The organism is Micromonospora sp. WMMD1274 (genome assembly GCF_049179035.1).
Taxonomy (GTDB): domain Bacteria; phylum Actinomycetota; class Actinomycetes; order Mycobacteriales; family Micromonosporaceae; genus Micromonospora; species Micromonospora tulbaghiae.
In genome coordinates this window covers 371,132-389,231 of the sequence record NZ_JBMHMG010000001.1, presented here as the reverse complement: position 1 = coordinate 389,231, position 18,100 = coordinate 371,132, and the positions used below count along the sequence as shown (strand labels likewise).

13 protein-coding genes and 2 pseudogenes are annotated in these 18,100 nt (G+C 63.7%); 7 read left to right on the top strand and 8 right to left on the bottom strand.

Going from position 1 to position 18,100, the window contains the following annotated elements; translation table 11 throughout:
* Positions 1-786 precede the first annotated feature (786 nt).
* Positions 787-1,575, bottom strand: a complete 789-nt coding sequence (locus ACN27D_RS01420) for an IS5 family transposase (protein WP_421498315.1) — start codon at positions 1,573-1,575, stop codon at positions 787-789.
* Positions 1,576-2,872: 1,297 nt separating this feature from the next.
* Here ACN27D_RS01420 and ACN27D_RS01415 point away from each other — a divergent pair.
* Together ACN27D_RS01415 and ACN27D_RS01410 are read left to right on the top strand one after the other, a co-directional pair.
* Positions 2,873-3,671, top strand: a pseudogene (locus tag ACN27D_RS01415) (IS5 family transposase).
* A 379-nt stretch (positions 3,672-4,050) separates the two neighbouring features.
* On the top strand, positions 4,051-4,266 hold the full coding sequence (locus tag ACN27D_RS01410) for a hypothetical protein (protein WP_421498314.1): 216 nt from the start codon (positions 4,051-4,053) through the stop codon (positions 4,264-4,266).
* Here ACN27D_RS01410 and ACN27D_RS01405 read toward each other — a convergent pair.
* Positions 4,236-5,054: a GOLPH3/VPS74 family protein gene (locus ACN27D_RS01405; protein ID WP_421501086.1), complete on the bottom strand. Its 819-nt coding sequence runs from the start codon at positions 5,052-5,054 to the stop codon at positions 4,236-4,238. The two genes, ACN27D_RS01410 and ACN27D_RS01405, sit on opposite strands and share 31 nt — an antisense overlap.
* Before the next feature lie 478 nt (positions 5,055-5,532).
* On the opposite strand from ACN27D_RS01405, the gene ACN27D_RS01400 reads away from it, so the two are divergent.
* The gene (locus tag ACN27D_RS01400; protein ID WP_421498313.1) at positions 5,533-7,173 is read left to right on the top strand and encodes a RecQ family ATP-dependent DNA helicase; all 1,641 of its coding nucleotides are present in this window, start codon (positions 5,533-5,535) and stop codon (positions 7,171-7,173) included.
* Positions 7,174-7,554: 381 nt separating this feature from the next.
* Here ACN27D_RS01400 and ACN27D_RS01395 read toward each other — a convergent pair whose 3' ends face one another.
* A complete protein-coding gene (locus ACN27D_RS01395) occupies positions 7,555-7,941 on the bottom strand; it encodes a hypothetical protein (protein WP_421498312.1) in 387 nt (128 codons plus the stop codon).
* Between the two features lie 83 nt (positions 7,942-8,024).
* Between ACN27D_RS01395 and ACN27D_RS01390 the strand changes: the two genes are divergently transcribed.
* Complete coding sequence (locus ACN27D_RS01390) at positions 8,025-8,489, top strand: MarR family winged helix-turn-helix transcriptional regulator (RefSeq protein ID WP_421498311.1); 465 nt, start codon at positions 8,025-8,027, stop codon at positions 8,487-8,489.
* Between the two features lie 743 nt (positions 8,490-9,232).
* On the top strand, positions 9,233-9,796 hold the full coding sequence (locus ACN27D_RS01385; RefSeq protein WP_421498310.1) for a hypothetical protein: 564 nt from the start codon (positions 9,233-9,235) through the stop codon (positions 9,794-9,796).
* Positions 9,797-9,881: 85 nt separating this feature from the next.
* Here the strand turns inward: ACN27D_RS01385 and ACN27D_RS01380 are convergent.
* The 4 genes and pseudogenes from ACN27D_RS01380 to ACN27D_RS01365 form a co-directional block, all read right to left on the bottom strand.
* Positions 9,882-10,661: pseudogene (locus tag ACN27D_RS01380) on the bottom strand (transposase family protein).
* Positions 10,662-11,210: 549 nt separating this feature from the next.
* Positions 11,211-11,828, bottom strand: a complete 618-nt coding sequence (locus ACN27D_RS01375) for a cysteine hydrolase (protein WP_358177964.1) — start codon at positions 11,826-11,828, stop codon at positions 11,211-11,213.
* Positions 11,829-11,840: 12 nt separating this feature from the next.
* The gene (locus tag ACN27D_RS01370) at positions 11,841-13,925 is read right to left on the bottom strand and encodes a glycogen debranching N-terminal domain-containing protein (RefSeq protein WP_421498309.1); all 2,085 of its coding nucleotides are present in this window, start codon (positions 13,923-13,925) and stop codon (positions 11,841-11,843) included.
* Complete coding sequence (locus ACN27D_RS01365; protein ID WP_421498308.1) at positions 13,918-14,301, bottom strand: sterol-binding protein; 384 nt, start codon at positions 14,299-14,301, stop codon at positions 13,918-13,920. The genes ACN27D_RS01370 and ACN27D_RS01365 overlap by 8 nt, the downstream gene beginning before the upstream one ends.
* A gap of 523 nt (positions 14,302-14,824) precedes the next feature.
* On the opposite strand from ACN27D_RS01365, the gene ACN27D_RS01360 reads away from it, so the two are divergent.
* Positions 14,825-16,420, top strand: coding sequence for a serine/threonine-protein kinase (locus ACN27D_RS01360; RefSeq protein WP_421498307.1), 1,596 nt, complete (start codon positions 14,825-14,827; stop codon positions 16,418-16,420).
* Positions 16,421-16,858: 438 nt separating this feature from the next.
* Positions 16,859-17,707 (top strand): aminoglycoside 3-N-acetyltransferase, encoded by an 849-nt coding sequence (gene aac(3) / locus ACN27D_RS01355; protein WP_358178004.1) that lies wholly within the window; start codon positions 16,859-16,861, stop codon positions 17,705-17,707.
* Positions 17,708-17,797: 90 nt separating this feature from the next.
* On the opposite strand, the gene ACN27D_RS01350 is transcribed toward aac(3), so the two are convergent.
* Positions 17,798-18,097, bottom strand: coding sequence for a DUF3027 domain-containing protein (locus ACN27D_RS01350; protein WP_421498306.1), 300 nt, complete (start codon positions 18,095-18,097; stop codon positions 17,798-17,800).
* Positions 18,098-18,100 lie beyond the last annotated feature (3 nt).

The window sequence follows — 18,100 nt, the reverse complement described above, 5'->3', positions numbered from 1 at the left end:
CCCCCTTCCTACGATTGATCTCTGTAGCCGCTTCCCATCAGCGCCAGGCTGACGAACCGACGAAGGCTAGAATGGCCGGAGGCATCATTGGCCGTGCAGTTCGCCGGAACGTAGGGGCTGCCCGTCTCCGCTGCGCTGGCGCGACACGATTTGCGAACCGGCATCATGCGTCGCTCAGCCCATCGTCGTCAGGAGGGTCGCATGTCGCCCGCCTTGCCTCCGCCGCGAGGCCCATTCACCAAAGACAGGATCAACGTAGGCGCGTGGCCAATCACTGTGGACGAGGCGCTCGGTGCAGCACTCGACGCGGGCTTCCACCTCACCGCGAGGAGCGCAACCGACCGCCTACACGTGCAGCGAGATTGGCTGACCGCAGCGATGATCACTCCGACAGCCGGTGGAGTGGTTGTCGAGCTGGCATGGACGGTTGAGCAGGCATGGTTCGTACTCGGATAGGGGCGCGCCATCCTGCGCTCTGTATGCCATAGGCCTTCGAGGACCACATTGGCGTTGGTCAGCACCCCGATTCCGTGGCTGGCCTTGGCCCCCGCGACCATGGGCGCGGTATGCGTCCAAGACATCTGCTCCAGGTCGTGTGTGGACCAGTGGGATCGGCACTCTGCTTCGAGGGCTGACTTGCGGGCCCCGGGCTGCATGATCTTTCTCCAGCAAGCAAGGAAAGCGCGCGGGATAGTCTACCCGTGCCGGCTGTGTGGGGTGGTGCTTCGGACAGGGCGAGACGCTCAAGCCTATAGAGCCTCTTGTGAACCTTGTGTGGGTGTCGTGTTATGGGAGTCGGGCTCGGTGGCGGGTCATCTGGATGATGGCGGCCCAGTGGACCATGGGTTCGTGGTGGTCGAGTCGGCGTTCGTAGTCGCGGGCGCAGCGGCGGCGTGGCTGATCCAGGCGAAGGTGCGTTCGACGACCCAGCGGCGCCGGTAGGACGTGGAATCCTTTGCCTCGGCCGGTGCCGCTTGTGGGGCGCAGCACGATCTGCGGGGTGATGTCACAGACGTGTTGTGCGGCGGCGATGAGCTTGTCTACGTAGTAGCCCTGGTCGGCCCAGACGTAGCGGATGCCATGGTCGGCGGCGGTGTGTAGTAGAGCGGGAGCGACACGTTGGTCAGCGGTGCTGGCGGTGGTGGCTACGACGTCGATGAGTAGGCCAACGGTGTCGACTAGTATGTGGCGTTTACGACCGTTGACGCGCTTGTGGCTGTCGTAGCCGCTGGTGGCGCGCGGTACGACGCCTTCGGCTGACTCGTGGACTGACTGGGCGTCGATACAACCGGCGCTGGGCTGAGCGCGACGACCCAGCGCGGCGCGTAGCGAAGCGCGTAGTCGGTGGGTGAGCCCGACGGTGGTGAGGTTGTCCGACCAGCGGATGAAGTAGCCGTAGACGGTGCGCCAGGGCGGGAAGTCCGCTGGCATGGCGCGCCACTTGATGCCGTTGTCGACCAAGTAGAACAACGCGTTGATGATCTGGCGACGGCTGTGCTGCTCCGGCCGTCCGCCCGTGGAGCGTTGCCACGACGGCGCCGGCAAACAACGGCTCAAGGACCGCCCACTGCGCATCGGTGAGATCTGACGGGTAGCGCCGCGGCCGGGTCAGGCAACCGCAGACACAAGACGCGCCCGAGGTCCGCATGGACGCGACAGTCGGAGAAGGGTTCAATGACATCACGGGCTCTTGAGGGCAGTTGGTGTAGGAACCGTTTGCCTATCAAGAGCCCGTACCCATCGACAGCCGCCACGCGGTCAGCCAGCACGCCGACCCATACCACCCGTCGGCCCCGAGGTTCACAAACAGGCTCTATAGCGGTGAAGAGCAGCCGCGGGCCTGCCGGGCGACATCACGATGCGTCGAGCTGCTCTGGACGACAAGCGCCGGATCGGCTGTCGGAGTGCTGTCGTCTCATCATCAATGAGCGGTGCCGTTATGAAAGGCAGTGCCAGGGAATCAAACCCCACGGCAGCCTCGATGATCTGCGGCTGGCCGACGGAGCATGCGCCGCCGGCCAGCCGCCGAGTGGCACGTAGCCCCCCACGCCACTCGGCCAGGTAAGTATCCCCGCCGAAAGATAGGAAAACATCGCTATCATGGATAGCCCTAAGCTATAATCGGCAGGTGCGGTTCCGCTACCGCGCTTAAGGAACCCGACCTGCAATGATTGTGGTAGCTAATGCCCCGCTGAGCGGGAGACGGGAGCATTCGAAGAGGCCTCTCTGGATTATTCATCGAGGAGCGGGAGTGGAGGGATTGCCACCCGATGGGAAAAGAGCCGCGTGCAGTGCGCGTCCCTGATCTGGGTGACCTCAAGCGTGCTCGTGCAGGGTTCGCCACTGGTTGCAGCCAACTCTGTTGATTATGACTACTGCGGCCGAGTGTTCCTTCCTCAACCTGGAGGGCTGGCAGCCGACCGGATCCTTCAAAATCCGGGGAGCACTTGCGGTGTTGTCAGATCTCAGCTAGGAACAGCGACGGCTGGGTATTGTTGCTGCCTCCGCAGGGAATCATGTCCTTGGAATCGCACACACGGCGCACTCCTTGGCGTACCGGCCACGGCAGTTGTGGCTCACGCCGCCTCAGATACGAAGGTGCAGATGTTGGGCTGCTTCGACATTTGACTACTGCAGCATGGGGAAGGATTTGAGGCTGCAGAGCGAGGCTGTTACCGCGAGGGTCTCGGTGCCGGACGTCCAGCCAGACTGCGGGTGTCGCGGATCGTGGTGTACGGGTTGCGTAAGCGGTGGCAGCAGGTGATGGAAATGCCTTGGTCTTAGAGGTCCTAACTTAATGATGTTGGGCGTAACCGACTGGATGTGAGGGTCGTTTCGTCTGGACGTGAGGAGGGGTGAGCAGCCGCCGTGGATGGTTTCGGATGAGTTGTGGGCCGAGATTGCGCCGCTGCTGCCACCCCGCCCACCTCGTCGCAGCCGGTATCCGGGGCGCAAACCGTTGGATGACCGCAAGGTGCTGTGCGGGATTCTGTTCGTGCTTTACACGGCGATTCCGTGGGAGTACCTGCCCCAGGAGTTGGGGTTCGGCTCCGGGATGACCTGCTGGCGCCGGCTACGCGATTGGAACCAGGCGGGGGTGTGGCAGCGGCTGCACGAGCTGCTGCTGGCCCGGCTGCGCGGCGCGGGCCAGTTGGACCTGTCGAGGGCGGTGATCGACGGCTCCCACATCAGGGCGCTCAAAGGCGGCCCAAAACCGGTCCGAGCCCGGTCGACCGCCGCAAGCCTGGCTCGCAACACCACGTCATCACCGACGCCGGCGGGATCCCCCTTGCGGTCACACTGACCGGCGGCAACAGACACGACTCCACCCAGACCACCGCCCTGCTCGACGCCATCCCGCCCATCGGCGGACGGCCGGGCCCACCACGGCGGCGCCCCGACCGGCTCTACGCCGATCGGGGCTACGACTACGACAGCCACCGCCGGCAGATCCGCGCCCGCGGCGTCACCCCCGTCATCGCCCGACGCGGCACACCTACGGTTCCGGCCTCGGCACCCGCCGCTGGGTCGTGGAACGCACCATCGCCTGGCTGCACTGGTTCCGCCGCCTACGCATCCGCTGGGAAATCCGCGACGACATCCACCAAGCCTTCTTCAGCCTCGCCTGCGCCCTCATCTGCTGGCGCCAACTCCAACGCACCCAAAGTTAGAAGTTCTTAAAAGACAAGGCGGGCCCGTCGTCGGATCGACGAGGCGCGACTGCGGCGGTTGGGCGGTGCGGGCCCGCACATCGGCCCGTCGAACGCAGGATCGCGGCATGGCGGCCAGATGCCTGGCCGGGAAGACGGTAGCGGGGCAGCGAACACGTGCATCGCTTCGAGACGAGGCCGTTGGGACGCTGCGCCAAGAAAAGCCAGCAGCTAGTCCGACATGGCCCGGTATCGGGCAAGGAGTCCAGACGAGTCTCGATCGCTAACCTGCCTAGCCTCCCCGGCTGACGCAGCGCACGATCACCCACCGAGCCCGAAGACTGAAGGAGGCACCGTCGGCGAACGGGGCGACATCGGCCTGCTCGACTCCGAAAAACCAGTGACTACACGAGCGATGGTGCTCGCCTGGGACAACCTCAACACCGACATCAACGCCACCATGCGGCAGATGATCGCCGTACGAGAGCGGCTGCACTGGCCCGCCTACGCCCTCTACCTCGACCCCGAGCAGGCGCAATCCCCCACCCCACACGCAGAGCGCCTCCCGCGCTGGCTGGAACTGGCCTATCTGGAAGGGGTAGGCAGCCGGGGTTGATTGCGGGCTTTCACGGACGTTGCCAACCGTCGCGCCGACTGACCGAGGTTGAAGGCGCTTCGCTGCACCGCGGACGTGATAGCGCGAACCTCAGGATGATGCCCGTCGGCAACCGACGTCAAGCGTTTGGGTAGAGACGCTGCGTCGTCATCGAGGTAGAGGTGGGTAACAAGGCCGAGCGCCGCCACCAAGCCCGCGAGTGCGGCCGTGTAATTATCGGGAAGTTCCCTTCCCTGTGCTAGATAGCACAACCTGGCTCTTGTCACAACGGTCCACCTAGGGTGTGTAGCCAGCCATCGGCGAGTTTGAAAGACACCGCCACAGTGTGACTTCACAGATTCTCGCAGGACCCCGATTGATGCTAAATGACCCCGCGCTCTTGCATAGAGGCCTAGGGAAAAATCGCATAGCCAGGAGCTCAGCTGCGGCGGCGTTTGGGCCCCTGCTATGGAGGCAAATGCCTGGCAGGAGATCGGGTCGGCAATCGAAGCCCCGGAGCGGGTGTAGAGAAGCAGGGACGCGTCCTCCGCGGTCGACGGCTGAACAACTGTCAGTCTTCCCGCTAGAAAGAGCTGAATTGCCGATGCTCCGGCCAGCCCAACGGCTAGGGCGGGTGCCCGCAGTCTGCAGCGCCCTGAGTCGTCGTTGTGCCCCAGCAGGAATAGCTGATCTCGCAGCGTGAGCTTCTGATTGGGTGGCGTCACCGTCGGAGCTACCTCGCCTCGAGTCGTTAACTGTGAATGGGAATCCAACGCAGTTGACGCGCTGGCGTAGCCGGGTGGTGCCATCTTTCGCTGTGCCTGAGCCTCTGCTTCGGAGTGGAAGCCTTTCATATGGCTAGCCAAATTCAATCAGATGCTAGCGGTCCGCATGGCTCCCGCGAAAGTCTGCTCGGATCAGCACGGGCAGGCGCCGAGCGACCACTCAGCGGTAGGTCGTCTTCGCTAGCGCTATAGCAGCAGCTCAGGCGGTTGATCTTCGCGAACCGATCTCGGTGATAGCCTCGCGCTATCGCGTATTCGTATCGCCTTAAGATGGCGCCTGCTGAGGACAGGCGAGGACTCTGCCTGACGGCAAATTGCGGGCGAGTGGCGCCCGCAGCAGGCGAGGCGTAAGCCCACGGCTTCCGCCGGGTCGAGAGGGAGGCCGCGGAGCCGGCCTCAGCCAGGGCGGCCAAGTCAATGCCCCGGCTCGCTGAGGGCCATCTCCCACTGCTCATGCGGGGCGATTAGGACCCGTATGGGTGGTTGGCTAGTATGCCCGGCAATGATTCTTCTCTTTCGCTCCTTCCGGCTACGGCGCGCCGCCCGTAGGCACTTCGGCTGGGAGGAGCTGCGTCCCGCTCAGATGCAGGCAATGCGCACGCTACTGGCCGGTGGTGACGTGCTGGTCGTTCTCCCTACCGGCGGCGGGAAGTCCGCTATCTATCAGGTGCCCGCCGCGCTCCTGCGGGGTCCTACGGTGGTGATTTCGCCGCTGCTGGCTCTGCAGCAAGATCAGATTAGCAATCTCAACCACAGGGGCGACCCCGCGTTGCGCGCAGTTCGCATCAGCTCAGCGGAGAGCGCAAGTAGGCAGGTGGCGGCATTGGAGGAGCTGCGCGCGGGGAGGGCCAAGTTCCTGTTCATTACGCCGGAACAGCTCGCCTCACCGGACCGGCTTGCTCAGGTTCGAGCCTTGAAACCCGCCTTGGTCGCGGTTGACGAGGCGCATTGCATCTCGTCCTGGGGGCACGACTTCCGGCCGGACTACTTGGCTCTCGGACATCTCATACGCGGGCTCGGGAGCCCGCCTGTGGTGGCTCTGACCGCAACGGCCTCACCCCCGGTGCGCGAGAACATCACCACGCTGCTCGGTATGCGTAGACCGCGGCTCGTGCTGTCCGGACTCGACCGTCCAAACCTTTTCGTCGCCGCTGTCCAATGCCCCAGTGAGGAATACCGATGGCGGAGGTTGCTTACCCTGCTCAAAGAGGCGGATCCGCCCGGGATCATCTACACCCCGACTCGCCGCGCCGCAGAGGAACTCACGCGAAGGCTATCCAGCGCGGGTCATTCCGCTCAGGCGTATCACGGCGGGATGGCTGCTGGAGTGCGCCACCGTCGTCACGAGGATTTCCTTGCTGACCGTGTGCCAATCATGGTGGCCACCTCGGCGTTCGGCATGGGCATTGATAAGCAGAACATCCGCTGGGTGGCCCACATGGCCTTGCCCGACTCGCCGGACAGCTACCTACAGGAGATTGGACGGGCCGGCCGCGATGGAGAGGCAGCCCGAGCGTTGCTGCTCTACCGGCCTGAAGATGTGGCGCTGCACCGCTTCTTCAATGCTGGCTCGCCTGATTTGGCAGAGCTGCGAGCAGTTGCCGTCGCCTTGCATCGTGGCCCGCTCACTCGTACGGCTCTCGCCAAGGGCGTCGGCCTGAGCCAGCGCAAGGTCGCGAGCTACGTCGGCCTGCTCGAGCAGGTGGGCGCCGTAGCGACAGGCTCGAAAGCTCAGCTCCACGTTGCCCCCCGTGCTCAGCTGCCGGAGCAGGCGGCGCGGGAGGCGCTGGCGGAGCACAGCCGTCGCCAGGCCGGCCAGCGCTCCCGCACCGACATGATGCGCCGCTTTGCCGAGGGCCAGGGATGCCGGATGCAGGCGCTCCTGGGCTACTTCGGAGAGCAAGCGAATCACCCCTGCGGACACTGCGACAACTGTCAAGCAGGCACCTCCGAGATCCTTCCGGAGGATGGGCCGTACCCACTGCATAGCACCGTTCGGCACCCAAAATGGGGGTTCGGTATGGTTCTGGGTTACGAAAAAGACCGCGTTACCGTCCTCTTCGACGACGTCGGCTACAAGATGCTGTCGGTATCGGTCGTGCAAACTCAGGGTCTGCTGACCCTCCACAAGGATCGACGATAGGCAGTCTTCTTACTCGTACCCAAGCGCTGATGTCAGCGACGGGCCTGTCGCAGCACGGGACGGCCGACGGTGCCCCTTCGCCGTCGGCCGTCAAACGAGAAGGCCACTTTGGTCCATACCCCGGCCGTAGCCGCACTTCTGGTACACGTCCCAGCTAGGGCCTGGTTGATCCTGACCGCGTCGGCGGTTGCACACGGGCATCGAGCCCGCCGTGAAGCCGAAAGGCTTCGCTTGGGCCATCGCAGGGTGCCGCCGGAGAGGACGGACCTCCGACGACCCTCCAAATGATCGCCGAGCCTTTGCGCATACCAGCACGGCCGTCGGTGATTGCGGCGTGCGATGGATGGCCTAATCGGTCATTCTGCAGTGGCGTGCTCGTATCTACCCAAGCAAATACTGACGCGCTGACTCTGGAATCCACAGCAAGGCTAGGGTCACCGCGGTGACTGCCTGGCCGGCGGCCAGAATCGTCTTGACGAGCGCCGCATACGCACGGTCCTCCGCGCGCCATACGAAAACCCGCCCCACTCCTTGCACTCCCAGCAGAACCGTCAAGACGATCGATGCCCAGCCGGCTCCGTTCCATACCTGTACACCGAGCCATGAGTACAAGCCTGAGGAGACAAGGTGGAAGAAGAAGGGTGCATGCAGCCCATATGGCGGCGTGGCCAGCGAGAAGACATGTTCGATGACGAGCAAGGCGATGCATACCGCGGCCCAAAGTACAGGCGCTGGCACGTCGACGGTGGGGGCGAGCATCTCAAGCATAGGAGTCCCTTCCAGCTGAGTGGACCGTCGCTACGAAGTCAGACTATCTCAAATGAAACTACCTTATCGGCTAGGCTAGCGAGATGCTCGACAGCGCCCGGCCGTCATGGCCTACTGTTCCGTTGCCAGCCGGACACGTTGCTACAGGACTGCTGCTTCAGATGGCCCATCGTGCGGCCCGCTGCCACCTCGCATCCGCCTTGCAGTCCGTCGAGATGGACGTACGCCACTTCGGCATCCTGCAGTTCTTGGTGCACGGCGGGCTAACGCAACGTCAACTCACCGATCTCGTGGGCGTGGACAAGTCGACGCTTGTCCGCATCATCGACCGGCTCGAACACGATCAGCTGGCGCAGCGAACGCGAAACCCTCATGACCGGCGCTCGTTTCACGTAACTATCACCGAAACGGGGCGGCAGCGGCTCGCGGCCGCGAATGCAGCGGCTGGCGAGATAATCGAACACTTGTTCGGCTGGCTGGGTGAGCGGGAAAGCTGCCAACTTCACCAGGCGCTCCTGGGCATAATCCAGGCGAGCCGGGCGGTTTGAGCAGGAAGGGACTGAGCCATGGCAGGGGGCTTGTCAGGTTGCGCTCGTGCTGCCGGTATCGCTGCCGGAGTTTGCGTAATGGCGGATGGTTAAGTCAGCACTCCACCCATCAATGGCGGTCCTGGTCGCGCCCGCCAGCTGTGAACCTGGTTTCGGCCCCACGCTAAGCTGGGCCATCCTGCGATTGCATCCGCGCTCATGGCCTCGGTGGTACTCACTCGGCGTATGGGGCCGTCACTGCTCGCCTTCGGCGCAACCAAGGTTTGTAAATGTAGTCAAGGTGCGAGCCGCGGGGCAAGCAGCGTCGATCGTTGTGGCGCCGAGGGTGCGGCGGAAAGCTTCCATAGTACTTCTTCATAACATTCGCCTGGCGACCCGGTTAACGCGTATCATCATATCGGCCCAGACACAGGCCGAAGCGGCCCGAGTCAGCACGCTGGCTCGGGCCGCCGACAGTAGGCTTGCGCGTGGTTTCCATTGGCGAGGAACCTGCCGAGGCGGGCGTCTCCGCGAGTCCGCAGCTCGCGTTTGCCTCCCGATGCCCTGTCCCGGTGCTCACGAAAATGCGCGTCAAAGGGGGGCGCTGTCCTTGTCGAAATGGCTCACGGGTACTGACAATATCCGGCTTCTGGCTGGCCAGTGGCGGGTGCTAGCAGCCTATGGCGATGTCCAATGGCGCAAACGAGAAGCTATCCGGTATGGTGCCTGATCGAATAACAGTACAGCAGAATTAGGAGTGGCCCATGGCTGATCTCGGGAAACTCGATCGGGATCAATTCCTTGAGCTTGTCCCGGATCCTGGATCGACTCCTATCCGCAGCGCATCACTTCCATTCCTCTGCACCCTTGCCGCCGTTCTCATGCTTGTTGCGACAGTCCTTCACTTCATTGCGCCTGGGGAAAACATCCCCAAAGGCGATGCGGTCGCCGGTCCAACGCCCCCGTCTCCTATTGCGCGACCGGCGGCTATCGAGATCGAATGTCAGACCATCGGCATGGCCCATAGTGCTTGGGCTGGGTCAGAGTTGCCTGCCGCTTCACCATCCATCGGCAAGTTCGACGACCGTTCGATCAAACTTGCTGCGCGAAACGGCGAGAAGTATCTAAATGCCGTAAAGGGGCATAGTGACCAGCAAGCAAACGAGCTCGCGACCGCGATCACTGATTATAATGCAGAGCTGGCTCTGGCGGCTTCACAGATGGCCCGGAGCCTGAGGGTGAGCAGAAGCCAGGCGACCAAGATTGAGCAACGTGTCGCCACGGTGGTGGAAAAGTATCAGGCATGGCGGGCGGCGATGTGTCTCTGACCGAGACAGAACGAGGCAGTGGTATTCCGCGGCTAAGGGACGTCTCGTAACTGGGTGAAGGCGTTGCCTGGTACCGAACCGGTGGTCAGCCGGTGAGGATGATGTTGTGGAGGTTGGTGATGCCGGAAGCGGTGTCGGTCAATGTGTGGGTGGCGCGGCGGTAGTCGCGCAGGATCTTGAAGCACTTCATCCTGGCCAGGGCGTGTTCTACGCCTGCTCGGACGGTGCGGTGTTCGACGTTGAGGGCTTCCTTCCAGGCGGGTAGTGAGCTGCCGTCGGAGGCTTGCGGTACGGCATGATCATCTCGGAGTTGCCGCGGTAGCCGCCGTCGGCCATCACTGGCCGCCCGTGCAGCTTCTGGTCGATGCCGGAGGTGCGGTAGACGATGGTGTGGTTGCGGTTGCCGGGCTGCGGGTCGCCGACGGCGGTAACCAGGCGGGTGCTGGCGTCGATGGCGACCTGCAGGTTCGTCGAGTACCGGTAGTTCTTGCTCCGGGCGGCCAGGCGGTGATCCCGGGTGGGGATCAGAGGGCCGTCGACGATCGCGATCTGCGCGACCGGCCGTTTGCGGACCGGGGCCAGGGCCAGCAGCGGCGCGAGGGTGTCGATCACCCGGTGGGCGGCGGAGTGCGACACCCCGAACAGCGGGCCGAGCTGGCGCATCGTCAGGTTCGTCCGCCAGTAGGCCGCCACCAGCAACACCCGATCCGGCAGGTCCAGGGGCCCACTGTCGGCCCGGCCGGCCATCAGCGATGCCGTCACCGCCACGCTCGGCGACCAGCCGGACCAGCTTGCGGAACTGGTCGGGCTGCAACCCGGTGAGCGGAAAGATCCACTCCGGGCGGGCCGCCGTGATCACCTGCACCCGGGCATCCTGCCCGACCGTCCTCAACAGACAGACGTCAAGGTCACGAGACGTCCCTTAGGGCGAACATCGATCCGTTCTCGCGGCGCAGCTCGTGCCTCACGGGCGAGCGCCTCACGGACGGGCTTCGCCAGGGCTCGCCTGTGAAGGTGCCGCGTTCCCCTGCGAGACGCCTGTTCGTGGGTCCGTAACGGTCAGCCGAGTCGTTAAAGGTAAGGCCGGTACTGAGCACGCTTATCTTGGTAGCGGGTGATCGCTGGGAGGTGGGCGGCGCCGCGTCGCGCTGCGGCCACTTGTTTTCCGGCCGGCCACACCCGCTGCTGCCACGTCGAGAACCGCGGGTTTGTCGCGTTCGACGGGCCGGTGTGCCGACCGTAGGCCGACCAGCTGATGCGGTGCAGGAGGATCCGCCACCGGACCGCCTTGCTCCCAGCGCATCAGCGCCGTGCGGGGAGGACGCGCCCGGAGTTAATGGGCGAGTTTCGCAGCAACATTCCACCTCGACGCGCGAAGCGGCGCCGGCTCCAGGCTAAGGTGATAGATGCCGGGCTAGGCGTCCGCGTTGCTAGGTCGAAGGCGATCGACGATCTCGCGCGTGGTAGCAAGTCGCCCCAGCCGGCCCAAGGTCTCCAGCGACACGAGATGTGTTTGATCGGATTCTGCCGCGCAGCCGTCAGAAATAGTGATGGTGCGATAGCCGTAGTTAATCGCTTCGAACGCAGTTCCCAAGACGGACAGGTTGGTCGCGACCCCCGTAAGCAGCACGGTATCAATATGTGCCCCACGCAAGATCGTGTCCAGGTCGGTACCAAAGAAGCCTGTAAGTCGCGTGTGGGTGATGACAAGGTCGCTGACTTGTGGAGCGATCTCGTCAACAATCCGACTATTCGGAGCACCTTCCAGGAAGGCTTCCTGATCTCTGATCATCTCAAAAGCAGGGGTATTTGGAATGAGATCCAGGTAATCGTGCCGGTACGCGACACGCGTATAAATGACTAGCCCTCCGGCGACGCGGACAGCTTCGTTTACGAGGCGCGCATTGGGCAGAACGTGATGCCGTGCCACCTGCTCGGCATAGAAGGGCCCGAAAATACCGTCGGGGTCCACCACCTCATACTGCCAGTGAATGGAAAGAACGGCGGCTCGTCCGAATCCCGTGTCGCGCATCGATGCCTCCAGTCAAGGTGAGGAAAGTTGCTGCGGTGACGTCTGCTGGTCGTGGCTCTTGGTGGCATCGGGGCTTCGTCCGTAGGCGTCGAGGTGGCCCCAACGACCGGGGATGTCAAGCAAAGCCACGTGGCCCAGGTTGGAAGGGAGGGCCGGCCGGATGATCAAATCCTCCCCACGTGGCTCAAGTCCTAGCATAGTCCTCAGCAGCAAGAGGGGAGCTCCGGCAGACCAAGCTTGAGGGCTGCAGGCTGTAGGGTAGTTGACCGGAAACATGGTTTCAGATCGGGCATATCCCGCGAAAGCCTCGGGGAGCCGGCCATCGTAAAATACTGCTGCGTCGAGGATGCCGGCGGCAATCCTCGCTGCGGCTTCAGGGTAACCGTATCGTCGAAGGCCCCAGGCGATAATGGAGTTATCGAAAGGCCAGATTGTCCCTACATGATAGCCGATGGGATTGTAGCGCGCCTCACCCTCCGCAAGCGTGCGTACTCCCCAGCCGCTAAAAAGCCGTGGAGACATAAGGTGGCGCACAAGGCATTCCGCTTTAGATTCGTCAACGATGCCACTCCAAAGCAGGTGTCCGATATTCGACGATAGAGCATCGACTTGACGGCCGTCGCGATCCAGGGCGAGGGCCATATATTCGCCTTCATCGACCCAGAAGTCACGGTTGAAGCGTTCTTTCAATTCGGCAGCTTCTTGCTCCAGGCGTGCGGCGAACGCGGCGTCGCCCCAGATGTTCCGGGCTAGCCTAGCTGTTCGAATCTTGGCATCGTAGGCGTAGCCCTGGAGTTCGCAGGTGGCCCGAGGAAAGCCGGGAAGCCGTCCGTCGCGGAAGGATACTCCATCCCAGGAGTCCTTCCAGCATTGATTCTCTAGACCGTTTAGGGTGTTGCGTCTCTGAAATGAGACATACCCGGTTCCGCTGCGGTCGGCGTACTTGTTTATCCAATCTACTGCTTCCCGCGCTTCCTGTTCTAGTGAGCGGACCAGGTCCTCGTCGCCAGTCCATCTCTCGTACTCGTCGAGTAGCACGAGAAATAGAGGCGTCGCGTCGGCGCTGCCGAAGTATGGCGTATGTGGGCTCTCTTCGAATACGCTCTTCTCGCCATATCGCATTTCATGAAGAATGCGACCCGGCTCTTCCTCCCGGAAGTCGTCTACCCGGCTGCCTTGCCGAAACGCTAGTACCCGCAGAGTGGTGGCCGCCAGTTCCGACACAAATGGCAGCGCCTGCAAGCTAGCGAAAATGCTGTCGCGGCCAAACAGAGCCATGAACCAAGGCAGCCCAGCAGCCGGCATGCTGCGGTCTTCTGCGAGGAATGGACTGAAACGTAGGGCTGCCAAGTCGATCAGGCTGCGTCGGTATGTGGCGCGCAGCGGCTCCCAGCTCGACTCTAGCCGGGGGGCCATGTCGAGCCACTCTGTTAGCTGTCGCGCCTTTTCTTCGGCGGAAGCCGTGCCTCTCGGGAGCGCAAGCCGCTCTAGTCCTTGTGGTACAGGAAGCGAAGGCGTCGCGCTGAGCCTTGTCTTCCAGTCGCCGTAGGGCTCCAGGTGCACTCGGAGAGTCAATCCTGCACTGCCTATTTCCGCAGGTGTCGAGGAAGAAATGACGGTCTCCCTCCTGAAACGATCTCGCTCGTAGCCGAGAATCAGCTGGCTGTCCTCGATCCGGCGATAGTGCCTGCCTCTTTTTGAAACAAGGCCGTCCTTGGCTTCAAAAAGGTCAGCGAAGTCGGCGTCAACTTCGATTCTTACGACTATGTCGACCGGCTCTCCGTCGTGATTGATGATCTCAAGATCCTCGTGGAGGCCGGAGCTCAAAGTGTGTACGCGCCGCACCGAGAGCGTGCTGTTGACGTAGACGTCTTGCCGCCCAGGGACAAGATAGAACCGGTTCTCGAAGTAGTGGACATCGTCGATGGCGAGGGTGCTTAAGCGTTCGCCATCCACGGTCAGCACCCACTTAGATAGCAGACGTGTGTCGTGAGCAAACAGCCCGAGAGAACCGTCGGCTGATTCGAGGATGTCACCCGAGCGGTCACAGACCATAAAAACTCTACCGTCCAGGATGCCCACTCGTTCCTCATTCATGGCTGCCTCCTGAGCGTTCCATCTCGTCGGCATGGCGATAGGGCGGGGGTGGAAAGAGCTTGCGGACCGTGGCGAAGAGATGAGGGCTTCCGATGACTGTTGCTTCGCCGCGCAGAACTGTCGTTAGAAAATATGCTTCGCCTCGTGCGATCCGGTCGAACACGCTGCTATCTGCTTCGACAACTGCGTCCCCGCCTCTTGGTGAATCTACCTGCGCCACCCATATCCGTCCTCTTGCGATGCGGACCAGCCAATGCCGAGCGCGCCCTCTGTCGCTGATATCGAAACGCACGCTGCCGTGGTCGATCGCCTGGAGTCGGCGGTCATGGTGCCGGTGTGCCAGTTTCTGGAAGAAATCCCCGGTGGCGTCCGTCATCGGGCCTCCTTGTCAGATCCGGCCTGGACTTCGTAGGCCGTATCGGCGAAGCGGACACGTGCTGCCCGAACCCTGCTGCACGTGAAGTTCCCGCAGGTGTAACGCTGACACGACTCTTGTGGGCGGCGGCAGGCCGCCGACGCGGTGTACCCAAAAGATGCTCGTTGGATCTTCAAGGCGAGGAGGTTCTTGGACGCGATTGGCTACTGACACCACGACTATCATCTGTGCTCGCGCTTTTTCGCCCGAATCTGGAAGCTTCCGGCGTTAAGGGTCATCCGGCCAGCCGCTCAGTCGCTATGAGGTGCCTCCGTTCGGCCTAGCTCGCATCGCGGGCTCGCGCCCAGGACGCGGCCTGTTCGAAAATGGCAAAAAGGGATATTCCATCTGAAATCCGTGCATATGAACGCTGGGCCGAGTCAAGCTCGGCGGCGAAACGGCCAGCTTAGGTGCTGAAGCTATCCCGACTTGCTATACAAGCCGCTAGGTGTCTTTCGCAGCTTCAGGGGCAATGAATCCGGCCATGAGGCGACTGAACAACATGGAGTTGCTCGGCGAGCGATACCGGTTGGTCGAGCAGCTGGGTGCGGGCGGCATGTCGGTCGTCTGGCGCGGCTACGACGAGGTGCTGGGCCGGCAGGTCGCGGTCAAGGTGCTGGCGTCGCGGCTGGCCAGTGACAAGGCGTTCCGGCACCGGATCCGGGTGGAGGCGCAGGCCGCGGCGCGGCTGTGCCACCCCAACATCACCAACGTGTACGACTACGGCGAGTCCGTGCAGGTCGGCCTGACCGTGCCGTATGTGGTCATGGAGCTGGTCGACGGCGGTCCGCTCAGCGGGCGGCTCGGCCGCGACGGGCAGCTTCCCTGGCGGGAGGCCATGACCATCGGCGCGGAGGTCGCCTCGGCGCTCGCCGCCGCGCACGCCCGCGGCGTGGTGCACCGGGACGTCACACCGGGCAACGTCATGCTGACCCCGACCGGGGTGAAGGTCGTCGACTTCGGCATCTCGGCGCTGGTGGGGGAGAGCGACAAGGGGCCGGACGGCGCACTGCTCGGCACGCCCGCGTACCTGGCGCCGGAGCGGCTGGACAACGGCCACGTCTCGCCGGCCACCGACGTGTACGCGGTGGGGCTGCTGCTCTACCGGATGCTGACCGGTCGCCTGCCGTGGCAGGCCAGCACCACCACCGAGATGCTGCGCGCGCACATGTACCGCGACCCGGACCCGATGCCCGCGGTGCCGGGGCTGCCCGGGCCGGTGGCCGCGCTGGTGCAGCGGTGCCTGGCCAAGCGTCCCGAGGACCGCCCGGCGACCGCCGAGGTGGCCCGTACGCTCGCCGAGGCGGCCGGTATCGCGGCGATCGTGCCGGTGTCACCGGCGTTCGGCCGGATGGACCCGGCGCTCGCCGAGAACGCGGGTACCACGATCCTGCCGTGGTCGGCGGAGACGGACGCGCTGCCGTTCTCGGTGGTGCGTACCCGCACGAGGCGGGCGGTGGCGCGGCGGCGCAAGGTGGAGGCCGGGGTGGCCGCCGTCGGACTGGTCGCGGTGACCGCCACGCTGTGGGGGCTGACGTCGCGCAGCCCGGCCAGCGGTGGGGTGGAGCCGACCGAGGCGCGGATGAGCCTGCCCGAGCCGATCCCCTGCGCTGTCGACTACTCGCTGCGCCGCGACACCGGCAAGGAGTTCTCCGCCGAGCTGACGCTCACCAACACCGGCGACCGGGAACTGCGCGACTGGACCATGAACTTCACGTTCCCCGGCAAGCAGACGGTCACCACGGCCCAGCCCACGGCACGTCAGGTGGGGCGTACCGTCTCGATCGCCGCACCGGCGACGGACCCGGCGCTGGCGCCCGGCGCGTCGACGAAGCTGACGCTGGCCGGCCGCTACACCGGGAGCAACACGCTGCCGGTGGAGTTCACGCTCGGCGGCAGCACCTGCGGCGTGCAGGTCTCCGGCATCGCCGGTTCGGCGCCGACCACCGCGCCGCCGGTGAAGACGCCGGCCAAGACGACCACCAAGACCCGGGGCAGCGTCGATGGCGACGGCGAGCGCACCGAGTGGCGACCGCGTCATCGCGAAGGTCAGCATGAGGATGAGCAAGATGACGATTAAGGCTTGGCGCGGTTTGCGCCGGGTCGGGCGCCGGTCGGACCCTGCGAAGAAGGCGCGTGTGCCCGATGATGAGTTGGTTTCAAGCCTAGCTGCGGCGTCGATCCGGTCCGACCGAGCGTTGAGCTCCGGTGAAGCATCCCGATGTAGAAGCCGTTCCGCGGTCGTCTCCCGTGCCTGTCCTAATACAAACCACCGGTGACGCTTGGCAGGATCTCCTGAGGGCGTTGCGACGCGCCGGCGTCTTTCTTTCCTGACCCTCGACCCTGCCCGACGCGGCATCCGCTGTCTTGTACCCCCTAGGTATAGGACCTGACGAGCGACCGTTTACCCCGGGGGAGTCTCGAGAGCCTCGCTCAATCCTGCGCCAAGTCGGACACCCTCCGAGGCAGAAAAATTACTCGGTTGCCTGACGCCCCGGCTCAGGAGAGCCTGCTAGCTATGGAAGAGATGAGCTTACTCAATCACTCCGGCGGTCCCGTTACCCGAAGCCGGATCAAGCATGACCTTGCTGATCTCGGTCTCAAAGACGGAGACGTGGTGATTTTCCACACCCGCATGTCTGCCATCGGGTACGTGGCTGGCGGAACGCAGACAATCATCGGCGCACTCCTCGACGTTGTGGGAGCCCGTGGAACCCTTATGGTGCCCTGTGGCTGGAACAACGCGCCTCCATATGACTTCCTCGATTGGCCACGGGACTGGCAGGACGCCCTGCGAGCAGAGCATCCCGCGTACGACCCGGACCTCAGTGAGGCGGACTACAATAATGGTCGTCTCCCAGAAGCGCTGCGCCGCTGGCCTGGCGCGATCCGAAGTCGGCACCCCGACGCCAGTTTCGCAGCCCTGGGGCCGGCTGCAGCCGAACTGATGGCAGAGCATCCGTGGGACCATCCTCACGGACCCGACACCCCGCTAGCACGGCTGATCGCCCATAGCGGCCGAGTCTTGTTACTTGGCGCTCCATTGGACACCATGACGCTGTTGCATCACGCTGAGGCGTTGGCCGACGTCCGCAGCAAACGGTTCGTGACCTACGAACAACCGATCCTCGTTAACGGCCAGCGGGTGTGGCGACAATTCCGCGATATCGACTCTGAGGAAGGAGCGTTTGACTACTCGACGGTGGTGCGCCGAGGGGTGGAGCCGTTCGAGGCCATTGCACGGGACATGCTCTCGGCAGGAATCGGTCGTCAGGGCAGGGTCGGCGCCGCGGATAGCTACCTGTTTGACGCCGGGCCTGTCTTCAATTTTGCGATCAACTGGATCGAGGCCAAGCTGAAGAGATAGCACCGGGTGTCAGGCCGACACTTTCCGTGCCGGTGTCGGGTCTCAGGAGTTGCGTGACAGGTCAGCCGGGACGTGGGGTGACACGTCCGGCTAGACGATCTTCAACTTGCTTGCGTTGGGTTCTCCGAAGGAGCCGTCGTCGCGGTTGGCGAAGGCGGTGAATCCGTCGTGTTCGAAGCGGACCCGTCCGTCGAAGTTCGAGGCGGGGTTCGTGCAGGCACTGTAGTCGTGGCCGAGTTCGCCGTCGACGGGGATCCATAATCGGCATCCGCCGCATTGCTCGTCGTACCAGGGCCTCTGGGTAGGCCGGGTCGACGGTGTCGCGGTCGCGCTGTTTGATCTAGACGCTGGTGGCAGTGGTTGTTGTGGCCCGCGTCGTGGCCGGCCCACGGC

Coding starts and splice junctions, on each gene's coding strand:
- ACN27D_RS01420 (WP_421498315.1), bottom strand. CDS start 1,575: ATGCGCAGTGGGCGGTCCTTGAGCCGTTGTTTGCCGGCGCCGTCGTGG.
- ACN27D_RS01405 (WP_421501086.1), bottom strand. CDS start 5,054: ATGGCACCACCCGGCTACGCCAGCGCGTCAACTGCGTTGGATTCCCAT.
- ACN27D_RS01400 (WP_421498313.1), top strand. CDS start 5,533: ATGATTCTTCTCTTTCGCTCCTTCCGGCTACGGCGCGCCGCCCGTAGG.
- ACN27D_RS01395 (WP_421498312.1), bottom strand. CDS start 7,941: ATGCTTGAGATGCTCGCCCCCACCGTCGACGTGCCAGCGCCTGTACTT.
- ACN27D_RS01390 (WP_421498311.1), top strand. CDS start 8,025: ATGCTCGACAGCGCCCGGCCGTCATGGCCTACTGTTCCGTTGCCAGCC.
- ACN27D_RS01385 (WP_421498310.1), top strand. CDS start 9,233: ATGGCTGATCTCGGGAAACTCGATCGGGATCAATTCCTTGAGCTTGTC.
- ACN27D_RS01375 (WP_358177964.1), bottom strand. CDS start 11,828: ATGCGCGACACGGGATTCGGACGAGCCGCCGTTCTTTCCATTCACTGG.
- ACN27D_RS01370 (WP_421498309.1), bottom strand. CDS start 13,925: ATGAATGAGGAACGAGTGGGCATCCTGGACGGTAGAGTTTTTATGGTC.
- ACN27D_RS01365 (WP_421498308.1), bottom strand. CDS start 14,301: ATGACGGACGCCACCGGGGATTTCTTCCAGAAACTGGCACACCGGCAC.
- ACN27D_RS01360 (WP_421498307.1), top strand. CDS start 14,825: ATGAGGCGACTGAACAACATGGAGTTGCTCGGCGAGCGATACCGGTTG.